This is a genomic window from Trinickia dabaoshanensis, assembly GCF_002879885.1.
Classification (GTDB): Bacteria; Pseudomonadota; Gammaproteobacteria; order Burkholderiales; family Burkholderiaceae; genus Trinickia; species Trinickia dabaoshanensis.
The window spans coordinates 26,509-42,810 of record NZ_PNYA01000007.1; the positions used below are offsets into that span (position 1 = coordinate 26,509).

Genomic DNA, 16,302 nt, shown 5'->3' on the forward strand with positions numbered 1-16,302 from the left:
AAAGAAGAGAATCATGGCTAAAGGTAAATTCGAACGGACTAAGCCGCACGTGAACGTCGGCACGATCGGTCACGTTGACCACGGTAAGACGACGCTGACGGCAGCGATCACGACGGTGCTGACGGCAAAGTTCGGCGGCGAGGCGAAGGCCTACGACCAGATCGATGCGGCGCCGGAAGAAAAGGCACGCGGCATCACGATCAACACGGCACACGTCGAGTACGAAACGGCTAACCGCCACTACGCACACGTCGACTGCCCGGGCCACGCCGACTACGTGAAGAACATGATCACGGGCGCGGCGCAGATGGACGGCGCAATCCTGGTGTGCTCGGCCGCTGACGGCCCGATGCCGCAAACGCGTGAGCACATCCTGCTGGCGCGTCAGGTTGGCGTTCCGTACATCATCGTGTTCCTGAACAAGTGCGACATGGTGGACGACGCCGAGCTGCTCGAGCTCGTCGAAATGGAAGTGCGCGAACTGCTCTCGAAGTACGACTTCCCGGGCGACGACACGCCGATCATCAAGGGTTCGGCCAAGCTGGCGCTGGAAGGCGACAAGGGCGAGCTCGGTGAAGTGGCGATCATGAACCTGGCCGACGCGCTGGACACGTACATCCCGACGCCGGAGCGCGCAGTGGACGGCGCGTTCCTGATGCCGGTGGAAGACGTGTTCTCGATCTCGGGTCGTGGCACGGTGGTGACGGGCCGCGTCGAGCGTGGCGTGGTCAAGGTCGGCGAAGAAATCGAAATCGTCGGTATCAAGCCGACGGTGAAGACGACGTGCACGGGCGTGGAAATGTTCCGCAAGCTGCTGGACCAAGGTCAAGCGGGCGACAACGTCGGTATCTTGCTGCGCGGCACGAAGCGCGAAGACGTGGAGCGTGGCCAAGTGTTGGCCAAGCCGGGTTCGATCACGCCGCACACGCACTTCACGGCTGAAGTGTACGTGCTGAGCAAGGACGAAGGCGGCCGTCACACGCCGTTCTTCAACAACTACCGTCCGCAGTTCTACTTCCGTACGACGGACGTGACGGGCTCGATCGAGCTGCCGAAGGACAAGGAAATGGTGATGCCGGGCGACAACGTGTCGATCACGGTGAAGCTGATCGCTCCGATCGCCATGGAAGAAGGTCTGCGCTTCGCCATCCGTGAAGGCGGCCGTACCGTCGGCGCAGGTGTCGTTGCCAAGATCATCGAGTAAAATCGATGGTTTCGCGGTTCTCGTGGCCATCGGCTGCGCGAACCGCGTGTGAAGCACTTGCAGTACCGCAGTAAAACGTGCCCGGGTTCGGGTGCACCGCCCCTTGGCGAGGCGTCCGGACCCACGTTCTTTTCCTAATTCGGCGGCGCAAAGCTGCCTCGCTCTTTCGAAGGAATCGTCATGCAAAACCAGAAAATCCGCATTCGCCTCAAAGCATTCGACTATCGTCTGATCGATCAATCGGCAGCCGAAATCGTCGACACGGCGAAGCGGACTGGTGCGATCGTTCGCGGTCCGGTACCCCTGCCGACCCGCATCCAACGTTTCGACATCCTGCGTTCGCCGCACGTCAACAAGACGTCGCGCGATCAGCTCGAAATCCGTACGCACCAACGCCTGATGGACATCGTCGACCCGACGGACAAGACCGTCGACGCGCTGATGAAGCTCGATCTGCCGGCTGGCGTGGACGTGGAAATCAAGCTGCAATAAGGTTTGCGCCGCCCCGGTCGCGAGGCCGCGGCGGTAAGTCTTTGATTGCTTGCGAAAAACGGAAAGCCTCGCTATAATGCAAGGCTTTTCGCGTATTTGCGTAAAAAGTCGGTGTCAGTTCGTGCGCGGCGATGCGGCACAAACGGCCGTAAAAAGCCTAGCGGCACGTTGCGAAACGAGCCTCCTGGTACCGGCATTTTGTAAATTAGCCCCGGCCAATCGCAGTCGGGAATGGAGAAAACGATGAGCCTTGGACTCGTAGGTCGCAAGGTTGGCATGACCCGTATCTTCACGGCGGATGGGGACTCGATTCCCGTTACCGTGCTGGACGTGTCCGACAACCGCGTGGCGCAGATCAAGACCGTTGAAACGGATGGCTACACCGCCGTTCAAGTGGCATTCGGTACGCGCCGTCCCTCGCGTGTGACGAAGCCGCTGGCAGGTCACCTCGCCAAAGCCGGCGTACAAGCCGGTGAAATTCTCAAGGAATTCAAGATCGATGCCGCAAAGGCTGCCGAGCTGTCCGCCGGCGCCGTGATCGGTGTCGACCTGTTCGAAGTCGGCCAAAAGATTGACGTGCAAGGCGTGTCGATCGGTAAGGGCTACGCCGGCACGATCAAGCGCTACAACTTCGCCTCGGGCCGTGCATCGCACGGTAACTCGCGTTCGCACAACGTCCCGGGTTCGATCGGTATGGCGCAAGATCCGGGTCGCGTGTTCCCCGGCAAGCGCATGACGGGTCACATGGGTGACGAAACCGTCACGGTGCAAAACCTCGAAATCGCTCGTATCGACGCCGATCGCAAGCTGCTGCTCGTCAAGGGTGCAGTGCCTGGCGCGAAGGGCGGCAAAGTTTTCGTGACGCCGGCAGTGAAGACGCGTGCCGCGAAAGGAGCGAAATAATGGAACTGAAGCTCCTCAATTCTAATGGTCAAGAAGGCGCAGGCGTGAACGCGTCGGACGTCGTGTTCGGCCGTGATTACAACGAAGCGCTGATTCACCAAGTCGTGGTGGCTTATCAAGCCAATGCCCGTAGCGGGAACCGCGCACAGAAGGATCGCGAGCAAGTCAAGCACACGACGAAGAAGCCGTGGCGTCAGAAGGGTACGGGCCGCGCTCGTGCCGGTATGTCGTCGAGCCCGTTGTGGCGTGGCGGTGGTCGGATTTTCCCGAACTCGCCCGAAGAGAACTTCTCGCACAAGGTCAACAAGAAGATGCATCGCGCAGGCCTCTGCTCGATCTTCTCGCAGCTCGCCCGCGAAGGCCGTCTGTCGGTTGTCGAGGACATCGTTCTCGAAGCGCCGAAGACGAAGCTGTTGGCTGAAAAATTCAAGGCCATGGGCCTCGACTCCGTGCTGGTCATTACCGACACGGTCGACGAGAACCTGTACCTCGCGTCGCGCAACCTGGCCCACGTGGCCGTTGTCGAGCCGCGTTACGCCGATCCGTTGTCGCTGATCTACTTCAAGAAAGTGCTGATCACGAAGGCAGCGGTCGCCCAGATCGAGGAGTTGCTGTCATGAGCGAGATTCGCAAAAACGATCATCGTTTGATGCAGGTCCTGCTCGCGCCGGTGATCTCCGAAAAGGCGACGCTGGTGGCCGACAAGAACGAGCAGGTCGTGTTCGAAGTCGCCCCGGATGCGACGAAGCAGGAAGTGAAGGCCGCCGTCGAGCTGCTGTTCAAGGTGGAAGTCGATTCCGTCAATGTGCTGAACATGAAGGGCAAGGCCAAGCGCTTTGGCCGTTTCATGGGCAAGCGCAAGGACGTGAGGAAGGCATACGTCTGCCTGAAGCCCGGCCAGGAAATCAACTTTGAAGCGGAGGCCAAGTAATCATGGCAATCGTGAAAGTTAAACCGACCTCGCCGGGTCGCCGCGCGATGGTCAAGGTGGTCAACAAAGATCTGCACAAGGGCAAGCCGCACGCAGCGCTGCTCGAGCCGCAGAGCAAGGCCGCCGGTCGTAACAACAACGGCCATGTGACGACGCGCCACCAAGGCGGCGGTCACAAGCAACACTACCGTGTCATCGATTTCCGTCGCACGAAGGACGGCATTCCGGCGAAGGTCGAGCGTCTCGAGTACGACCCGAACCGTAGCGCCAACATCGCGCTCCTGTTGTACGCAGACGGCGAACGTCGCTACATCATCGCGTCGAAGGGCATGGCGGTCGGTCAACAACTGATGTCGGGCTCCGAAGCGCCGATCCGCGCAGGCAACACGCTGCCGATCCGCAACATCCCGGTCGGTACGACGATCCACTGCATCGAGATGCTCCCGGGCAAGGGCGCGCAAATCGCGCGTTCGGCCGGCACCTCGGCCATGCTGCTGGCACGTGAAGGCACGTACGCGCAGGTTCGTCTGCGTTCGGGCGAAATCCGCCGCGTGCATATCGAGTGCCGCGCAACGATCGGCGAAGTGGGTAACGAAGAGCACAGCCTGCGCCAAATCGGTAAGGCCGGTGCGAACCGCTGGCGCGGTATCCGCCCGACGGTGCGTGGTGTCGCGATGAACCCGGTCGATCACCCGCACGGCGGTGGTGAAGGCCGTACGGCTGCAGGCCGCCACCCGGTCAGCCCGTGGGGCCAGCAGACGAAGGGCTATCGCACCCGTCGCAACAAGCGCACGACGACGATGATCGTCCAGCGCCGTCACAAGCGTTAAGGAGTAGGCAATGGCACGTTCTGTTAAAAAAGGTCCGTTCTGCGACGCCCATTTGCTGAAGAAAGTTGAGGCGGCTGCAGCTTCGCGCGACAAGAAGCCGATCAAGACCTGGTCGCGTCGTTCGACGATCCTCCCGGATTTCATCGGCTTGACGATCGCCGTTCACAACGGCCGTCAACACGTTCCGGTGTACATCTCGGAAAACATGGTCGGCCACAAGCTTGGCGAGTTCGCATTGACCCGGACGTTCAAGGGTCACGCGGCCGACAAGAAGGCCAAGAAATAAGGGGCTATCAAGATGGAAGTGAAAGCAATTCATCGCGGTGCCCGCATCTCGGCGCAGAAAACGCGCCTTGTGGCTGACCAGATCCGCGGTTTGCCGGTCGACAAGGCGCTGAACGTTCTGACGTTCTCGCCGAAGAAGGCGGCTGGCATCGTGAAGAAGGTCGTGCTGTCGGCGATCGCGAATGCGGAGCACAACGAGGGCGCCGACATCGACGAGCTCAAGATCAAGAGCATCTACGTCGACAAGGCTGCCTCGCTGAAGCGGTTCACCGCGCGCGCTAAAGGCCGCGGCAACCGCATCGAGAAGCAATCCTGTCACATCACTGTGACGGTCGGGAATTAAGGGGTCATACGATGGGACAGAAAATTCATCCGACTGGCTTCCGTCTGGCCGTCAGCCGCAATTGGGCTTCGCGTTGGTACGCGAGCAACAACAATTTCGCGGCGATGCTCCAGGAAGACATCGGTGTTCGTGAATACCTGAAGAAGAAGCTGAAGAACGCTTCGGTTGGCCGCGTCGTCATCGAGCGTCCGGCGAAGAATGCGCGCATCACGATTTTCAGCTCGCGTCCTGGTGTCGTGATCGGCAAGAAGGGCGAGGACATCGAACTCTTGAAGTCCGAGCTGCAAAAGCGCATGGGCGTGCCCGTGCACGTGAACATCGAGGAAATCCGCAAGCCGGAAACCGATGCGCAACTGATCGCCGATTCGATCACGCAACAGCTCGAGCGCCGGATCATGTTCCGCCGCGCGATGAAGCGTGCGATGCAAAACGCGATGCGTCTGGGCGCGCAAGGCATCAAGATCATGAGCGCCGGCCGTCTGAACGGTATCGAAATCGCACGTACGGAGTGGTATCGCGAAGGTCGCGTGCCCTTGCACACGCTGCGTGCCGATATCGACTACGCAACGTCGGAAGCAAAGACGACGTACGGCATCATCGGCGTGAAGGTGTGGGTCTACAAGGGCGACACGCTGGGCCGCAACGATGCACCGGTCGTCGAAGAAGCGCCGGAAGAAAAGCGTCCGCGCCGCAACGCACGTCCGGGCGATCGCCGCCCCCGTCGTGACGGTGAAGGTGGCGCGCCCGCAGGTGCTCGCCGTGGTGCGCCGCGTCGCGGCGGCGCCGGCGGTGACGGCAAGACTGGAGAATAACGATGCTGCAACCGAAACGCAGGAAGTATCGCAAAGAGCAAAAGGGTCGTAACACCGGTATCGCGACGCGCGGCAACGCAGTGTCGTTCGGTGAGTTCGGCCTGAAGGCTATCGGTCGCGGCCGTCTGACCGCGCGTCAAATCGAAGCGGCGCGTCGTGCAATGACGCGTCACATCAAGCGCGGCGGCCGCATCTGGATTCGCATTTTCCCGGACAAGCCGATCTCGCAAAAGCCGGCTGAAGTGCGGATGGGTAACGGCAAGGGTAACCCCGAGTACTACGTCGCCGAGATCCAGCCGGGCAAGATGCTGTACGAAATGGATGGCGTATCCGAAGAACTGGCACGTGAAGCGTTCCGTCTGGCAGCTGCGAAGCTGCCGTTGAAGACGGCGTTCATCGTTCGTCAGCTCGGCGCTTAAGGAGCAAACGATGAAGGCTTCTGAACTTCACCAAAAAGACACGGCCGCGCTCAACAAAGAGCTGACGGACCTGTTGAAAGCGCAATTCGGCCTGCGCATGCAACTCGCGACGCAGCAGCTCACGAACACGAGCCAGCTGAAGAAGGTTCGTCGCGACATCGCACGTGTGCGGACCGTCCTGACTGAGAAGGCGAACCAGAAATGAACGATAGCGTAAAAACCTCGCTCAAGCGGACGCTGATCGGCAAGGTCGTCAGCAACAAGATGGACAAGACGGTCACCGTGCTCGTCGAGCACCGCGTGAAGCACCCGATCTACGGCAAGTACGTCGTGCGCTCGAAGAAGTATCACGCGCATGACGACGCGAACACGTACAACGAGGGCGACCTCGTTGAAATCCAGGAAACGCGTCCGATTTCGAAGACGAAAGCCTGGACCGTGTCCCGCCTTGTCGAAGCCGCGCGTGTGATCTAAGCGCAGCGTAGTAGAAGTCGTTGAAATCGCTGTAGATTTCGCTTGCAAGACCGAGGTTATTTGTTATAATCTCGGTCTTCCCTCTTTATGGGATCCGTTACGGACGCCGTAGAGGGGAAGCGGAAGGGCGCCAGCCCGCTCCGCAGGAATCACTCGATTGCGATGGCGGTTTCGTTGCCGTCGCTGCTGTTCTAACCCAAGCAGCCGATTGGCTGACGGGACCAAGACTGACCGACTGAACCATGGTGGTGCAGGCGGATTAAGTTGGGAAAGATAAACCATGATCCAGACCGAATCTCGGCTTGAAGTGGCCGACAACACGGGTGCACGTGAAGTCATGTGCATCAAGGTGCTCGGCGGCTCGAAGCGTCGTTATGCCAACATCGGCGACATCATCAAGGTGAGCGTCAAAGAGGCAACGCCGCGCGGGCGCGTGAAGAAAGGCGAAATCTACAACGCCGTGGTGGTTCGCACCGCCAAGGGCGTTCGTCGCCAAGACGGCTCGCTGATCAAGTTCGACGGCAATGCAGCCGTCTTGTTGAATACCAAGCTCGAGCCCATCGGCACCCGCATTTTCGGGCCGGTCACGCGTGAGTTGCGTAGCGAACGGTTCATGAAGATCGTTTCGCTCGCGCCGGAAGTGCTGTAAGGAGTCGCGATGAATAAGATTCGCAAGGGTGACGAAGTCGTTGTCATCACCGGCAAAGATAAGGGCAAGCGCGGTGTGGTGCTGGCCGTCGGTGAAGATCGCGTGACGGTGGAAGGCATCAACCTCGTTAAGAAGCACGTCAAACCGAACCCGATGAAGGGTACGACGGGTGGCGTGGAAGCGAAGACGATGCCGTTGCACATTTCGAACGTCGCGCTCGTCGACGCGAACGGCAAAGCCTCGCGTGTGGGCATCAAGGTCGAGGACGGCAAGAAGGTGCGCTTCCTGAAGACGACCGGTGCCGTGCTGAGCGCCTGACGCTGCGGAGTATAAAAAATGGCTCGTTTGCAAGAGTTTTACAAAGAGAAGGTCGTTCCCGGCCTTATCGAGAAGTTCGGCTACAAGTCGGTCATGGAAGTGCCGCGCATCACCAAGATCACCCTGAACATGGGTCTTGGCGAAGCCGTCGCTGACAAGAAGATCATCGAAAACGCCGTGGGCGATCTGACGAAGATCGCGGGTCAAAAGCCGGTGGTGACGAAGGCTCGCAAGGCAATCGCGGGCTTCAAGATCCGTCAAGGCTACCCGATCGGTGCGATGGTCACGCTGCGTGGTCAAGCGATGTACGAATTCCTGGATCGTTTCGTGACGGTGGCATTGCCCCGCGTGCGTGACTTCCGTGGTGTGTCGGGTCGGGCGTTCGACGGTCGCGGCAACTACAACATCGGTGTGAAAGAGCAGATCATTTTCCCCGAAATCGACTACGACAAAATCGACGCGCTGCGTGGGCTGAACATCAGCATCACGACCACCGCGAAGACCGACGAAGAAGCCAAGGCACTGCTCGCCAGCTTCAAGTTCCCGTTCAGAAACTGAGGTTACCGTGGCTAAACTGGCACTGATCGAACGTGAAAAGAAGCGCGCCCGCCTGGCGGCGAAGTTCGCCCCGAAGCGCGAAGCGCTGAAGGCGATCATCGACGACCAATCGAAGTCGGAAGAAGAGCGCTATGCGGCTCGCCTCGAGCTGCAACAACTGCCCCGCAATGCGAACCCCACGCGTAAGCGCAACCGCTGCGCCATCACGGGTCGTCCGCGTGGCACGTTCCGCAAGTTCGGACTTGCGCGTAACAAGATTCGCGAAATCGCATTCCGCGGCGAGATCCCCGGCCTGACCAAGGCGAGCTGGTAATAGGAGAAACATAAATGAGCATGAGTGATCCTATCGCCGATATGCTGACTCGCATCCGCAACGCGCAGATGGTCGAGAAGGTTTCGGTGGCAATGCCCTCGTCGAAAGTTAAGGTGGCGATTGCGCAGGTCCTGAAGGACGAAGGTTATATCGACGACTTCGCAGTGAAGTCGGAAGGCGCGAAGTCGGAATTGAACATCGCGTTGAAGTACTACGCTGGCCGCCCGGTCATCGAACGCCTCGAGCGCGTTTCGAAGCCCGGTCTGCGCGTGTACCGCGGTCGTAATGACATCCCGCAGGTCATGAATGGCCTCGGCGTCGCGATCGTTTCGACGCCCAAGGGTGTGATGACCGACCGCAAAGCCCGCGCCAATGGCGTCGGCGGCGAAGTCATCTGCTACGTCGCTTAACGCCGAAAGAGGAGAAGAAACATGTCTCGAGTAGGTAAAAGCCCGGTTGCGCTGAACGGCGCCGAAGTGAAGGTCGAAGGCGGCCTCATTACGGTGAAGGGCGCGCTCGGCACGATTTCGCAAGCGCAAAACAAGCTTGTGAAGGTCGTCGTCGACGGCGCCGTCCTGAAGTTCGAGCCGGTTGACGAAAGCCGCGAAGCGAATGCGATGTCGGGCACGATGCGCGCGATCGTCGCGAACATGGTGCACGGCGCGACGAAGGGTTTCGAGCGCAAGCTCACCCTCGTCGGCGTGGGTTATCGTGCGCAAGCGCAAGGCGACAAGCTGAACCTGTCGCTGGGTTTCTCGCACCCCGTGGTGCACCAAATGCCGGAAGGCGTGAAGGCTGAAACCCCGTCGCAAACGGAAATCGTGATCAAGGGGATCGACAAGCAGAAAGTCGGCCAAGTCGCTGCCGAAGTGCGCGGCTATCGCCCGCCTGAGCCCTACAAGGGCAAGGGTGTGCGCTACGCCGACGAGGTGGTGATCCTCAAAGAAACGAAGAAGAAGTAAGGGTGCGCAATCATGGATAAGACTCAATCTCGCCTGCGCCGCGCTCGTCAGACGCGTATCAAGATCGCCGAATTGCAGGTCGCGCGCCTTGCTGTGCATCGCACGAACACGCACATCTACGCACAAGTGTTCTCGCCGTGCGGCACCAAGGTGCTCGCCAGCGCGTCGACGCTCGAAGCTGAAGTGCGTGCGCAACTGGCCGACCAATCGGGCAAGGGTGGCAACATTGCCGCTGCCACGCTGATCGGCAAGCGTATCGCTGAAAAAGCCAAGGCTGCCGGCGTCGAATCCGTCGCCTTCGATCGCTCGGGCTTTCGCTACCACGGCCGCGTGAAGGCGCTGGCCGATGCGGCGCGCGAAGCCGGGCTCAAGTTCTAAGGGAAGGAATTCGTCATGGCAAAGATGCAAGCGAAAGTTCAGGCTGACGAACGCGACGACGGCCTTCGCGAAAAGATGATCGCGGTCAACCGCGTGACCAAGGTGGTGAAGGGTGGCCGGATTCTCGGCTTCGCCGCACTGACCGTGGTTGGCGATGGTGACGGCCGCGTGGGCATGGGCAAGGGCAAGGCGAAGGAAGTGCCCGTTGCCGTGCAAAAGGCAATGGAACAAGCCCGCCGCAACATGTTCAAGGTGCCGCTCAAAAACGGTACGCTGCAGCACGAAGTGCACGGCAAGCATGGCGCGTCGGTTGTTCTGCTCGCTCCGGCGAAGGACGGTACCGGCGTGATCGCCGGCGGCCCGATGCGCGCGGTGTTCGACGTGATGGGCGTGCAAAACGTCGTCGCGAAGAGCCACGGTTCGACGAATCCGTACAACCTCGTGCGTGCCACGCTCGACGGACTGCGCAAGCAGTCGACGCCCGGCGACATCGCAGCGAAGCGCGGTAAGTCGGTCGAAGAAATTTTGGGCTAATGCCTAGGTGGTCACCATGTCTGATAAAACTGTCAAGGTTCAGCTCGTCAAGAGCCTGATTGGGACCCGCGAATCGCACCGTGCCACGGTGCGTGGCCTGGGCCTGCGCCGACTCAACTCGGTCAGCGAACTGCAAGACACGCCCGCCGTGCGCGGCATGATCAACAAGGTTTCGTACCTTGTTAAGGTCATCGCTTAAACGCGGTCAGGGACTCGAGGAGTTGAATATGGAATTGAACAACCTGAAGCCCGCCGCGGGCGCCAAGCACGCTAAGCGTCGCGTCGGCCGCGGTATCGGCTCCGGCCTTGGTAAGACGGCCGGCCGTGGTCACAAAGGTCAGAAATCGCGTTCGGGCGGCTTTCATAAGGTCGGCTTCGAAGGCGGTCAAATGCCGCTGCAACGCCGCCTGCCGAAGCGCGGGTTCACCTCGCTGACGAAGGAATTCGTCGGTGAAGTGCGCCTGGGCGATCTGCAAGCCCTGCCCGTCGACGAAATCGACTTGCTCGCATTGAAGCAAGCCGGCCTCGTCGGTGAATTGACGAAGAGCGCAAAGATCATCGCCACGGGCGAGATCTCGCGCAAGATCGTCGTGAAGGGCCTGGGTGCGACGAAGGGTGCTCGTGCCGCGATCGAAGCGGCCGGCGGCTCGTTCGCCGAGTAATTGGCGAAAAGTCGATTGCCGTTAATGGCATTTGCATCGGAGAAGGTACTTGGCTAACAGCCCGAGTCTCGCAAAAACCGGTCGAAGCACGGCGAAGTTCGGCGATCTGCGCCGGCGGGCAATGTTCTTGCTCCTGGCGCTGATCGTCTATCGTATCGGCGCGCACATTCCGGTGCCGGGAATTGACCCGGATCAGTTGGCGAAGCTGTTCCAGAGCCAGTCGGGCGGCATCCTGGGCATGTTCAACATGTTCTCGGGTGGTGCGCTGTCGCGGTTCACGATTTTCGCGTTGGGGATCATGCCGTACATCTCCTCGTCGATCATCATGCAACTGCTCGCGATCGTGTCGCCGCAGCTCGAAGCGCTGAAGAAGGAAGGCCAGGCGGGGCAGCGCAAGATCACGCAGTACACGCGGATCTTCACCGTGGTGTTGGCGACGTTCCAAGCGTTCGGCATTGCCGTGGCGCTCGAGAATCAGCCGGGCCTCGTGATCGATCCGGGCATGGTGTTTCGCCTGACGACGGTCGTGACGCTCGTGACGGGCACGATGTTCTTGATGTGGCTCGGTGAGCAGATCACGGAACGCGGTCTCGGTAACGGGATTTCGATCATCATCTTCGGCGGTATCGCAGCGGGTTTCCCGAACGCGGTGGGCGGTCTAGTCTCGCTCGTGCAATCGGGTTCGATGCATCCGTTCACGGCGATCGTCGTGGTGGCGTTGATCGGTGCCGTGACCTACCTCGTGGTGTTCATCGAGCGTGGTCAGCGCAAGATCCTCGTGAACTACGCCAAGCGCCAGGTCGGTAACAAGATTTACGGCGGACAGTCGTCGCATCTGCCGCTCAAGCTGAACATGTCGGGCGTGATTCCGCCGATCTTCGCATCGTCGATCATCCTGTTCCCGGCAACGATCCTGAATTGGTTCAGCTCGGGCACGCGCGGCAGCTGGCTCACCGATACGCTGCACAACGTAGCCGAGGCGCTCAAGCCGGGTCAACCTGTGTACGTGTTGTTGTACGCGTTGGCGATCGTGTTCTTCTGCTTCTTCTACACCGCGCTGGTGTTCAACAGCAGGGAGACGGCCGACAACCTGAAGAAGAGCGGCGCATTCGTTCCGGGCATCCGTCCGGGCGACCAGACCGCACGGTATATCGACCGCATCCTCACGCGTCTGACGCTGGCCGGTGCGATCTACATCGTGTTCGTCTGCTTGCTACCCGAGTTTCTGGTGCTGCGCTGGAACGTACCGTTTTATTTTGGTGGAACGTCGCTGCTGATCATTGTCGTCGTCACGATGGACTTCATGGCGCAGGTGCAGTCGTACGTTATGTCGCAACAGTATGAGTCGTTGCTCAAGAAGGCGAACTTCAAGGGCGGCGGCAACATCCCGATGCGTTGAAAGGACTTATGGCCAAAGACGATGTAATCCAGATGCAGGGCGAGGTGATTGAAAACCTTCCCAATGCTACCTTCCGGGTGAAGCTGGAAAACGGTCATGTCGTGTTGGGGCATATCTCCGGCAAGATGCGGATGCACTACATCCGTATCCTGCCCGGCGACAAAGTGACAGTTGAGTTGACGCCTTACGATCTGTCGCGTGCGCGGATCGTGTTCCGGGCGAAGTGATTTGAAAAAAGGGTAATATCATGAAAGTGATGGCATCGGTTAAGCGCATTTGCCGCAATTGCAAGATCATCAAGCGCAAAGGTGTCGTGCGCGTGATTTGCAGCTCTGATCCGCGCCACAAACAGCGCCAAGGCTGAACGCCGCGCTTTTGCTGCGCTTTTTGTTTGAGGAAAAACAATGGCTCGTATTGCAGGGGTGAACATCCCGAACCACCAGCACGCCGTGATCGGCCTGACGGCGATCTTCGGGATCGGTCGTACGCGTTCGCAACAAATTTGCGAATCGGCTGGCGTCGCAGTGAACAAGAAGGTCAAGGACCTGACGGACGCGGATCTCGAAAAGCTGCGTGAAGAAGTCGGCAAGTTCGTCGTCGAAGGCGATCTGCGCCGTGAAGTGACGATGAACATCAAGCGTCTGATGGACCTCGGCTGCTACCGCGGCGTCCGTCATCGCAAGGGTCTGCCCCTGCGTGGCCAACGTACGCGCACCAACGCCCGTACGCGCAAGGGTCCGCGCCGCGCTGCCCAATCGCTGAAGAAATAAGCGCGACTGACAGTTACAGGAAAACGTAATGGCTAAGGCTTCGAACAACACCGCGGCGCAACGCGTTCGCAAGAAGGTCAAGAAGAACGTCGCCGAGGGCGTGGTTCACGTTCACGCGTCGTTCAACAACACCATCATCACGATCACCGACCGTCAAGGCAACGCGCTTGCCTGGGCAACGTCGGGTGGCCAGGGCTTCAAGGGTTCGCGCAAGTCGACGCCGTTCGCGGCGCAGGTTGCTGCGGAGTCGGCCGGCCGCGTGGCGATGGAATACGGCGTGAAGAACCTCGAAGTGCGGATCAAGGGCCCCGGCCCCGGCCGCGAATCGGCGGTGCGCGCTCTGCATGGTCTTGGCATCAAGATCACGGCGATCTCCGACGTTACGCCCGTTCCGCACAACGGCTGCCGTCCGCCGAAGCGCCGTCGTATCTAAGACGCGCGCCTGTACTACGCCTGTTGGCGCTCTCAAGCGCCAACAGGCTATTTGCGCCTTGTTTGCGCACTGTTTTTTGTTTGACTAAGCCCACCGTTCGTCCCTCACCGGGAGCGGACTAGCGCAGACGCGAGTTTGCGTGACTAAACCAGAAGGAAAGCAAAGTGGCACGCTATACCGGCCCTAAAGCCAAGTTGTCCCGCCGTGAAGGCACTGACCTGTTCCTGAAGAGCGCGCGCCGCTCGCTCGCCGACAAGTGCAAGCTCGATAGCAAGCCGGGCCAGCACGGCCGCACGTCGGGCGCGCGTACGTCCGACTACGGCACGCAGCTTCGCGAAAAGCAAAAAGTGAAGCGCATCTACGGCGTGCTCGAGCGTCAATTCCGCCGTTACTTCGCCGAAGCCGACCGCCGCAAGGGCAACACGGGTGAAAACCTGCTGCAATTGCTCGAGTCGCGTCTCGACAACGTCGTCTATCGCATGGGCTTCGGCTCGACGCGCGCCGAAGCGCGTCAGCTCGTGAGCCACAAGGCGATCACGGTGAACGGCGTCGTCTCGAACATCCCGTCGCTGCAAGTGAAGGCGGGCGACGTGATTGCCATTCGCGAGCAAGCCAAGAAGCAAGCCCGTATTCTCGAAGCGCTCTCGCTTGCCGAGCAAAGCGGCATTGCGAGCTGGGTTGCGGTCGATGCGAAGAAGTTCGAAGGCACGTTCAAGCAGATGCCGGAACGTAGCGATATCGCCGGCGACATCAACGAAAGCCTGATCGTCGAATTGTATTCGCGCTAATCGGATTTACGGCCGGGGTACCCCGATTGCCTTGTGCAAGGGGGAGCCTCGGCTGTTTATTTTCAGGGTGTTACCGGTCAGCCTTATCGGTGTAACGAGCCGAGGGTATTGAAAAGGAAAACCTATGCAAACCAGTTTGTTGAAGCCCAAGATCATCGCTGTGGAATCGCTCGGCGAGAGCCACGCGAAAGTGGTCATGGAACCGTTTGAACGCGGTTACGGCCACACTTTGGGCAACGCGCTTCGGCGCGTACTGCTGTCGTCGATGGTCGGCTATGCGCCGACGGAAGTCACGATCGCAGGCGTTGTGCACGAGTACTCGACGATCGACGGCGTGCAAGAAGACGTCGTCAACCTGCTCCTGAACATGAAGGGCATCGTCTTCAAGCTGCACAACCGTGACGAAGTGACGGTCACGCTGCGCAAGGAAGGCGAAGGTGTCGTGACGGCTCGCGACATCGAATTGCCGCACGATTGCGAAGTGATCAACCCCGATCACGTCGTGGCCCATCTGTCGAAGGGCGGCAAGCTCGACGTGCAGATCAAGGTCGAGAAGGGTCGCGGCTATGTGCCCGGCAACGTGCGCCGCTATGGCGAGGAAACGGCCAAGATCATCGGCCGTATCGTCCTGGACGCGTCGTTCTCGCCGGTTCGCCGCGTGAGCTACGCCGTGGAAAGCGCGCGTGTCGAGCAGCGTACCGACCTCGATAAGCTCGTGATGAACATCGAGACCAACGGCGTGATCTCGCCCGAGGAAGCGATTCGTCAATCGGCCCGCATCCTCGTCGACCAGCTCGCCGTGTTCGCGGCGCTGGAAGGCACGGAAGCAGCCGCTGAAGCCCCGTCGCGCGCGCCGCAGATCGACCCGATCCTGCTGCGTCCGGTGGACGATCTCGAGTTGACGGTGCGTTCGGCCAACTGCTTGAAGGCCGAAAACATCTACTACATCGGCGATTTGATCCAGCGCACGGAAAACGAGCTGCTCAAGACGCCGAACCTGGGCCGCAAGTCGCTGAACGAGATCAAGGAAGTACTCGCTTCGCGCGGCTTGACGCTCGGCATGAAGCTCGAAAACTGGCCGCCGGCTGGTCTCGACAAGTAATGCGTTGGGGGCGCGTCGCGCCTCCCGTCTGGCAAAGACGCGGATTTTCCTTTAAAATCCGCGTCTTGTCTTTTTTCTTACCGGCCCGTGTCCTCACCGCTCGCAGCATTCAGGCGGGGACGATAGAAGAGCTGGACCAAAACTTCCAATCAAGGAACTGAAATGCGTCACCGTCATGGTCTGCGGAAACTGAACCGCACGAGCAGCCACCGTCTGGCAATGCTCCGTAACATGTCCAACTCGCTGATCGAGCACGAAGTCATCAAGACGACGCTGCCGAAGGCGAAGGAACTCCGTAAGGTTGTCGAGCCCCTCATCACGCTTGGCAAGAAGCCGTCGCTCGCGAACCGTCGTCTGGCGTTCAACCGTCTGCGCGATCGCGACTCCGTCGCCAAGCTGTTCGACGTGCTCGGTCCGCGTTTCGCGAACCGTCCGGGCGGCTATCTGCGCATCCTGAAGTTCGGCTTCCGCGTGGGCGATAACGCTCCGATGGCGCTGGTCGAGTTGCTCGATCGCCCGGAACCGGTGGAAGGCGAAGAAGTGCAAGACGCTGAATAAATTCATGGGCAAGCCCGACGGCTTGCCTGCGAGCTGTTCAGTGGAAAGGGTCAAGCGCGAGCTTGGCCCTTTTTTATTTGAGTTTTCGTTTCAAGCGCGCCGGAGCGGTCGAATGGTCTAGTCGAATGGGCGCGGCAAAATGGCGCGGCTCATCGGTGAAGGGGGCGCCCGAAAGGGGGAAATCG

At 59.9% G+C, this 16,302-nt stretch carries 30 protein-coding genes; all 30 read left to right on the forward strand.

Annotation, left to right across the window (positions count from 1 at the left end; translation table 11 throughout):
• Positions 1-13 precede the first annotated feature (13 nt).
• The 30 genes from tuf (at position 14) to rplQ (ending at position 16,117) form a co-directional block, all read left to right on the forward strand.
• Positions 14-1,204, forward strand: coding sequence for an elongation factor Tu (gene tuf / locus C0Z18_RS09205; RefSeq protein ID WP_102645092.1), 1,191 nt, complete (start codon positions 14-16; stop codon positions 1,202-1,204).
• A 180-nt stretch (positions 1,205-1,384) separates the two neighbouring features.
• Positions 1,385-1,696, forward strand: a complete 312-nt coding sequence (gene rpsJ, locus C0Z18_RS09210; protein WP_006998489.1) for a 30S ribosomal protein S10 — start codon at positions 1,385-1,387, stop codon at positions 1,694-1,696.
• Between the two features lie 243 nt (positions 1,697-1,939).
• Positions 1,940-2,599, forward strand: a complete 660-nt coding sequence (rplC, locus tag C0Z18_RS09215; RefSeq protein ID WP_102645291.1) for a 50S ribosomal protein L3 — start codon at positions 1,940-1,942, stop codon at positions 2,597-2,599.
• Positions 2,599-3,219 carry a 50S ribosomal protein L4 gene (rplD, locus tag C0Z18_RS09220; protein WP_102645105.1) on the forward strand — a complete coding sequence of 207 codons (621 nt, stop codon included), beginning with the start codon at positions 2,599-2,601 and terminating at the stop codon, positions 3,217-3,219. The genes rplC and rplD overlap by 1 nt, the downstream gene beginning before the upstream one ends.
• Entirely contained in the window at positions 3,216-3,530 is a 315-nt protein-coding gene (gene rplW / locus C0Z18_RS09225; RefSeq protein ID WP_102645106.1) for a 50S ribosomal protein L23, read from the forward strand. The genes rplD and rplW overlap by 4 nt, the downstream gene beginning before the upstream one ends.
• 2 nt (positions 3,531-3,532) lie before the next feature.
• Positions 3,533-4,360 carry a 50S ribosomal protein L2 gene (rplB, locus tag C0Z18_RS09230; RefSeq protein ID WP_102645107.1) on the forward strand — a complete coding sequence of 276 codons (828 nt, stop codon included), beginning with the start codon at positions 3,533-3,535 and terminating at the stop codon, positions 4,358-4,360.
• A 10-nt stretch (positions 4,361-4,370) separates the two neighbouring features.
• The gene (gene rpsS / locus C0Z18_RS09235) at positions 4,371-4,646 is read left to right on the forward strand and encodes a 30S ribosomal protein S19 (RefSeq protein WP_004199273.1); all 276 of its coding nucleotides are present in this window, start codon (positions 4,371-4,373) and stop codon (positions 4,644-4,646) included.
• Positions 4,647-4,658: 12 nt separating this feature from the next.
• Positions 4,659-4,988: a 50S ribosomal protein L22 gene (gene rplV / locus C0Z18_RS09240; protein WP_004199272.1), complete on the forward strand. Its 330-nt coding sequence runs from the start codon at positions 4,659-4,661 to the stop codon at positions 4,986-4,988.
• An 11-nt stretch (positions 4,989-4,999) separates the two neighbouring features.
• Positions 5,000-5,800 (forward strand): 30S ribosomal protein S3, encoded by an 801-nt coding sequence (gene rpsC, locus C0Z18_RS09245; protein WP_102645108.1) that lies wholly within the window; start codon positions 5,000-5,002, stop codon positions 5,798-5,800.
• Positions 5,801-5,802: 2 nt separating this feature from the next.
• Positions 5,803-6,219, forward strand: coding sequence for a 50S ribosomal protein L16 (gene rplP / locus C0Z18_RS09250; RefSeq protein ID WP_102645109.1), 417 nt, complete (start codon positions 5,803-5,805; stop codon positions 6,217-6,219).
• Positions 6,220-6,229: 10 nt separating this feature from the next.
• Positions 6,230-6,424, forward strand: coding sequence for a 50S ribosomal protein L29 (gene rpmC / locus C0Z18_RS09255; RefSeq protein ID WP_102645110.1), 195 nt, complete (start codon positions 6,230-6,232; stop codon positions 6,422-6,424).
• A complete protein-coding gene (gene rpsQ / locus C0Z18_RS09260; RefSeq protein WP_102645111.1) occupies positions 6,421-6,693 on the forward strand; it encodes a 30S ribosomal protein S17 in 273 nt (90 codons plus the stop codon). Before rpmC ends, rpsQ begins: the two co-directional genes overlap by 4 nt.
• Positions 6,694-6,973: 280 nt before the next feature.
• Positions 6,974-7,342: a 50S ribosomal protein L14 gene (rplN, locus tag C0Z18_RS09265; protein WP_102645112.1), complete on the forward strand. Its 369-nt coding sequence runs from the start codon at positions 6,974-6,976 to the stop codon at positions 7,340-7,342.
• A gap of 9 nt (positions 7,343-7,351) precedes the next feature.
• Entirely contained in the window at positions 7,352-7,660 is a 309-nt protein-coding gene (gene rplX, locus C0Z18_RS09270) for a 50S ribosomal protein L24 (protein ID WP_102645113.1), read from the forward strand.
• A gap of 18 nt (positions 7,661-7,678) precedes the next feature.
• On the forward strand, positions 7,679-8,218 hold the full coding sequence (rplE, locus tag C0Z18_RS09275) for a 50S ribosomal protein L5 (RefSeq protein ID WP_102645114.1): 540 nt from the start codon (positions 7,679-7,681) through the stop codon (positions 8,216-8,218).
• A 7-nt stretch (positions 8,219-8,225) separates the two neighbouring features.
• Positions 8,226-8,531: a 30S ribosomal protein S14 gene (gene rpsN, locus C0Z18_RS09280; RefSeq protein WP_085228311.1), complete on the forward strand. Its 306-nt coding sequence runs from the start codon at positions 8,226-8,228 to the stop codon at positions 8,529-8,531.
• 14 nt (positions 8,532-8,545) lie between these two features.
• Entirely contained in the window at positions 8,546-8,941 is a 396-nt protein-coding gene (gene rpsH / locus C0Z18_RS09285; protein ID WP_102645115.1) for a 30S ribosomal protein S8, read from the forward strand.
• 21 nt (positions 8,942-8,962) lie between these two features.
• Positions 8,963-9,493, forward strand: a complete 531-nt coding sequence (gene rplF, locus C0Z18_RS09290) for a 50S ribosomal protein L6 (RefSeq protein ID WP_102645116.1) — start codon at positions 8,963-8,965, stop codon at positions 9,491-9,493.
• Positions 9,494-9,505: 12 nt separating this feature from the next.
• A complete protein-coding gene (gene rplR / locus C0Z18_RS09295) occupies positions 9,506-9,871 on the forward strand; it encodes a 50S ribosomal protein L18 (RefSeq protein WP_102645117.1) in 366 nt (121 codons plus the stop codon).
• 15 nt (positions 9,872-9,886) lie between these two features.
• On the forward strand, positions 9,887-10,405 hold the full coding sequence (rpsE, locus tag C0Z18_RS09300) for a 30S ribosomal protein S5 (protein ID WP_102645118.1): 519 nt from the start codon (positions 9,887-9,889) through the stop codon (positions 10,403-10,405).
• A gap of 16 nt (positions 10,406-10,421) precedes the next feature.
• On the forward strand, positions 10,422-10,604 hold the full coding sequence (rpmD, locus tag C0Z18_RS09305; RefSeq protein WP_102645119.1) for a 50S ribosomal protein L30: 183 nt from the start codon (positions 10,422-10,424) through the stop codon (positions 10,602-10,604).
• 28 nt (positions 10,605-10,632) lie between these two features.
• Complete coding sequence (rplO, locus tag C0Z18_RS09310) at positions 10,633-11,067, forward strand: 50S ribosomal protein L15 (protein WP_102611082.1); 435 nt, start codon at positions 10,633-10,635, stop codon at positions 11,065-11,067.
• Positions 11,068-11,116: 49 nt separating this feature from the next.
• Positions 11,117-12,466 (forward strand): preprotein translocase subunit SecY, encoded by a 1,350-nt coding sequence (gene secY / locus C0Z18_RS09315; RefSeq protein WP_102645120.1) that lies wholly within the window; start codon positions 11,117-11,119, stop codon positions 12,464-12,466.
• A gap of 8 nt (positions 12,467-12,474) precedes the next feature.
• Positions 12,475-12,693: a translation initiation factor IF-1 gene (gene infA, locus C0Z18_RS09320; protein WP_004521905.1), complete on the forward strand. Its 219-nt coding sequence runs from the start codon at positions 12,475-12,477 to the stop codon at positions 12,691-12,693.
• A gap of 20 nt (positions 12,694-12,713) precedes the next feature.
• The gene (gene rpmJ / locus C0Z18_RS09325; RefSeq protein WP_004199844.1) at positions 12,714-12,830 is read left to right on the forward strand and encodes a 50S ribosomal protein L36; all 117 of its coding nucleotides are present in this window, start codon (positions 12,714-12,716) and stop codon (positions 12,828-12,830) included.
• Positions 12,831-12,870: 40 nt separating this feature from the next.
• Positions 12,871-13,236: a 30S ribosomal protein S13 gene (rpsM, locus tag C0Z18_RS09330; protein WP_102645121.1), complete on the forward strand. Its 366-nt coding sequence runs from the start codon at positions 12,871-12,873 to the stop codon at positions 13,234-13,236.
• A gap of 28 nt (positions 13,237-13,264) precedes the next feature.
• Positions 13,265-13,669, forward strand: a complete 405-nt coding sequence (gene rpsK, locus C0Z18_RS09335; RefSeq protein WP_017777173.1) for a 30S ribosomal protein S11 — start codon at positions 13,265-13,267, stop codon at positions 13,667-13,669.
• A 164-nt stretch (positions 13,670-13,833) separates the two neighbouring features.
• Positions 13,834-14,457: a 30S ribosomal protein S4 gene (gene rpsD / locus C0Z18_RS09340; RefSeq protein ID WP_102645122.1), complete on the forward strand. Its 624-nt coding sequence runs from the start codon at positions 13,834-13,836 to the stop codon at positions 14,455-14,457.
• 124 nt (positions 14,458-14,581) lie between these two features.
• Positions 14,582-15,559 carry a DNA-directed RNA polymerase subunit alpha gene (locus C0Z18_RS09345; RefSeq protein ID WP_102645123.1) on the forward strand — a complete coding sequence of 326 codons (978 nt, stop codon included), beginning with the start codon at positions 14,582-14,584 and terminating at the stop codon, positions 15,557-15,559.
• A 162-nt stretch (positions 15,560-15,721) separates the two neighbouring features.
• A complete protein-coding gene (gene rplQ, locus C0Z18_RS09350; RefSeq protein ID WP_102645124.1) occupies positions 15,722-16,117 on the forward strand; it encodes a 50S ribosomal protein L17 in 396 nt (131 codons plus the stop codon).
• Positions 16,118-16,302: the final 185 nt, after the last annotated feature.

Coding starts and splice junctions, on each gene's coding strand:
- rpsC (WP_102645108.1), top strand. CDS start 5,000: ATGGGACAGAAAATTCATCCGACTGGCTTCCGTCTGGCCGTCAGCCGC.
- rpmC (WP_102645110.1), top strand. CDS start 6,230: ATGAAGGCTTCTGAACTTCACCAAAAAGACACGGCCGCGCTCAACAAA.
- rplO (WP_102611082.1), top strand. CDS start 10,633: ATGGAATTGAACAACCTGAAGCCCGCCGCGGGCGCCAAGCACGCTAAG.
- rplE (WP_102645114.1), top strand. CDS start 7,679: ATGGCTCGTTTGCAAGAGTTTTACAAAGAGAAGGTCGTTCCCGGCCTT.
- rpsM (WP_102645121.1), top strand. CDS start 12,871: ATGGCTCGTATTGCAGGGGTGAACATCCCGAACCACCAGCACGCCGTG.
- rpsE (WP_102645118.1), top strand. CDS start 9,887: ATGGCAAAGATGCAAGCGAAAGTTCAGGCTGACGAACGCGACGACGGC.
- rplB (WP_102645107.1), top strand. CDS start 3,533: ATGGCAATCGTGAAAGTTAAACCGACCTCGCCGGGTCGCCGCGCGATG.
- rplD (WP_102645105.1), top strand. CDS start 2,599: ATGGAACTGAAGCTCCTCAATTCTAATGGTCAAGAAGGCGCAGGCGTG.
- rpmD (WP_102645119.1), top strand. CDS start 10,422: ATGTCTGATAAAACTGTCAAGGTTCAGCTCGTCAAGAGCCTGATTGGG.
- rpsK (WP_017777173.1), top strand. CDS start 13,265: ATGGCTAAGGCTTCGAACAACACCGCGGCGCAACGCGTTCGCAAGAAG.
- rplN (WP_102645112.1), top strand. CDS start 6,974: ATGATCCAGACCGAATCTCGGCTTGAAGTGGCCGACAACACGGGTGCA.
- rplW (WP_102645106.1), top strand. CDS start 3,216: ATGAGCGAGATTCGCAAAAACGATCATCGTTTGATGCAGGTCCTGCTC.
- rpmJ (WP_004199844.1), top strand. CDS start 12,714: ATGAAAGTGATGGCATCGGTTAAGCGCATTTGCCGCAATTGCAAGATC.
- rpsQ (WP_102645111.1), top strand. CDS start 6,421: ATGAACGATAGCGTAAAAACCTCGCTCAAGCGGACGCTGATCGGCAAG.
- rplC (WP_102645291.1), top strand. CDS start 1,940: ATGAGCCTTGGACTCGTAGGTCGCAAGGTTGGCATGACCCGTATCTTC.
- rplF (WP_102645116.1), top strand. CDS start 8,963: ATGTCTCGAGTAGGTAAAAGCCCGGTTGCGCTGAACGGCGCCGAAGTG.
- rpsJ (WP_006998489.1), top strand. CDS start 1,385: ATGCAAAACCAGAAAATCCGCATTCGCCTCAAAGCATTCGACTATCGT.
- rplX (WP_102645113.1), top strand. CDS start 7,352: ATGAATAAGATTCGCAAGGGTGACGAAGTCGTTGTCATCACCGGCAAA.
- rplP (WP_102645109.1), top strand. CDS start 5,803: ATGCTGCAACCGAAACGCAGGAAGTATCGCAAAGAGCAAAAGGGTCGT.
- rpsS (WP_004199273.1), top strand. CDS start 4,371: ATGGCACGTTCTGTTAAAAAAGGTCCGTTCTGCGACGCCCATTTGCTG.
- rpsH (WP_102645115.1), top strand. CDS start 8,546: ATGAGCATGAGTGATCCTATCGCCGATATGCTGACTCGCATCCGCAAC.
- rplQ (WP_102645124.1), top strand. CDS start 15,722: ATGCGTCACCGTCATGGTCTGCGGAAACTGAACCGCACGAGCAGCCAC.
- rplV (WP_004199272.1), top strand. CDS start 4,659: ATGGAAGTGAAAGCAATTCATCGCGGTGCCCGCATCTCGGCGCAGAAA.
- infA (WP_004521905.1), top strand. CDS start 12,475: ATGGCCAAAGACGATGTAATCCAGATGCAGGGCGAGGTGATTGAAAAC.
- C0Z18_RS09345 (WP_102645123.1), top strand. CDS start 14,582: ATGCAAACCAGTTTGTTGAAGCCCAAGATCATCGCTGTGGAATCGCTC.
- tuf (WP_102645092.1), top strand. CDS start 14: ATGGCTAAAGGTAAATTCGAACGGACTAAGCCGCACGTGAACGTCGGC.
- rplR (WP_102645117.1), top strand. CDS start 9,506: ATGGATAAGACTCAATCTCGCCTGCGCCGCGCTCGTCAGACGCGTATC.